This window comes from Lentzea kentuckyensis (genome assembly GCF_002150765.1).
Lineage (GTDB): Bacteria > Actinomycetota > Actinomycetes > Mycobacteriales > Pseudonocardiaceae > Lentzea > Lentzea kentuckyensis.
Window position 1 is genome coordinate 1 of record NZ_MUYM01000195.1, and the last position, 1,410, is coordinate 1,410.

General features: G+C 68.5%; 2 protein-coding genes. One reads left to right on the top strand and one right to left on the bottom strand.

Annotated features, from left to right (window positions below; genetic code table 11):
* Positions 1–349 precede the first annotated feature (349 nt).
* Complete coding sequence (locus B0F77_RS45750; protein ID WP_086669312.1) at positions 350–1,048, bottom strand: SDR family oxidoreductase; 699 nt, start codon at positions 1,046–1,048, stop codon at positions 350–352.
* Positions 1,049–1,149: 101 nt separating this feature from the next.
* Between B0F77_RS45750 and B0F77_RS45755 the strand changes: the two genes are divergently transcribed.
* A partial coding sequence (locus tag B0F77_RS45755) for a helix-turn-helix domain-containing protein (protein ID WP_143467281.1) occupies positions 1,150–1,410 on the top strand: 261 nt, incomplete at its 3' end.

The window sequence follows — 1,410 nt, forward strand, 5'->3', positions numbered from 1 at the left end:
GAGCGCCGCGGCACCGTCTGGAGGGCAGCGTGAGCAAGCTGTTCCTCTCACTGCACGTCCTGGCCGCGATCATCGCCATCGGCCCGGTCACGGTCGCCGCGAGCATGTTCCCGAAAGCCGTCCGGGACAACGGCAATCCCGAGCTCCTGCACCGGATCTGCCGCGTCTACACCCTGATCGGCATCTCCGTGCCGGTCTTCGGGTTCGCGACGGCCGGCGTGATGGGCGTGACCGGCCACCCGTGGGTGGTCGTCTCGATCGCGCTCACCACCGCCGCCGCGTTCCTGCTGGCCCTCAAGATCCTGCCCGGCCAGGAGAAAGCCATNNGGCCGGGCTCGACCACCGGCGCCTAGCGCTGCGACACCGGCCGCACCACGATCTCGTTCACGTCGACCTCCGCGGGCTGCGAGATCGCGTACTTGATGGCCTCACCGATGGCGGAGGCCGGCAGCGCGATCTTGCGGAAGTCCTCCATCAACTCCGCCGCGAAGTCCTCCGTGATGGTGTCCGCCAGCTCGGACTCCGTGACACCGGGCGAGATCACGGTGACCCGCAGGTCGGTGCGCTCCTGCCGCAGCCCCTCGGACAACGCCCACACCGCGTACTTGGTCGCGCAGTACACGGCGGCCGTGGGCATCACCATGTGCGCACCGACCGACGCGACGTTCACGATGTGACCACCGTCGGTGAACCGCGGCAGCACAGCGGCGGTTCCGTACAGAACGCCGCGCACGTTCACGTCCAGCATCCGGTCCCACTCGTCGACCTTCAGCGAGTCCATGAGCGACAACGGCATCACGCCCGCGTTGTTCACCAACACGTCAACACGGCCATAACGCTCCACCGCCGCGTCCACAAAGGACTGGAACGACGCACGCGAGGTGACGTCCAGCGGCGCGTATCCACCGCCGATCTCGGCGGCCAGCGCCGCCAGCTTGTCCTCGCGGCGCGCCCCGAGGAACACCTGATGCCCGGCCTCGGCCAGCACGCGGGCCGTGGCCTCGCCGATCCCGCTGGAAGCTCCACTGATCAACACGACTTTGCTCATGTCACAACGATGACCAGCGGAAACGAGGGCAGCCAGGACACCTTCAGCCTAGGTGTGGCACACCCAGGCAGCGCACAGGCCGACCGCATAACCTCGAAGACGTGCTCGGCGAGTTCCTGAAGGCCCACCGCGCCCGCGTCAATCCAGAGGACGCTGGCCTGCCCAGCCACACCCAGCGCAAGGTCAAAGGCCTGCGCAGAGAGGAAGTCGCCGTACTGGCCGGCGTCAGCGCCGACTACTACGCCCGCCTCGAACAGGGCCGCGAGACCAACCCGTCCGCGCAGGTCCTGGACGCCCTGAGCCGCGCGCTCAGGGCGTCCAGGACCTGCGCGGACGGGTTGGTCTCGCGGCCCTGTTCGAGG

What these genes read in the sequence shown, in the direction of transcription:
- B0F77_RS45750 (WP_086669312.1), bottom strand. Translation starts at nt 1,048, where the DNA reads ATGAGCAAAGTCGTGTTGATCAGTGGAGCTTCCAGCGGGATCGGCGAG.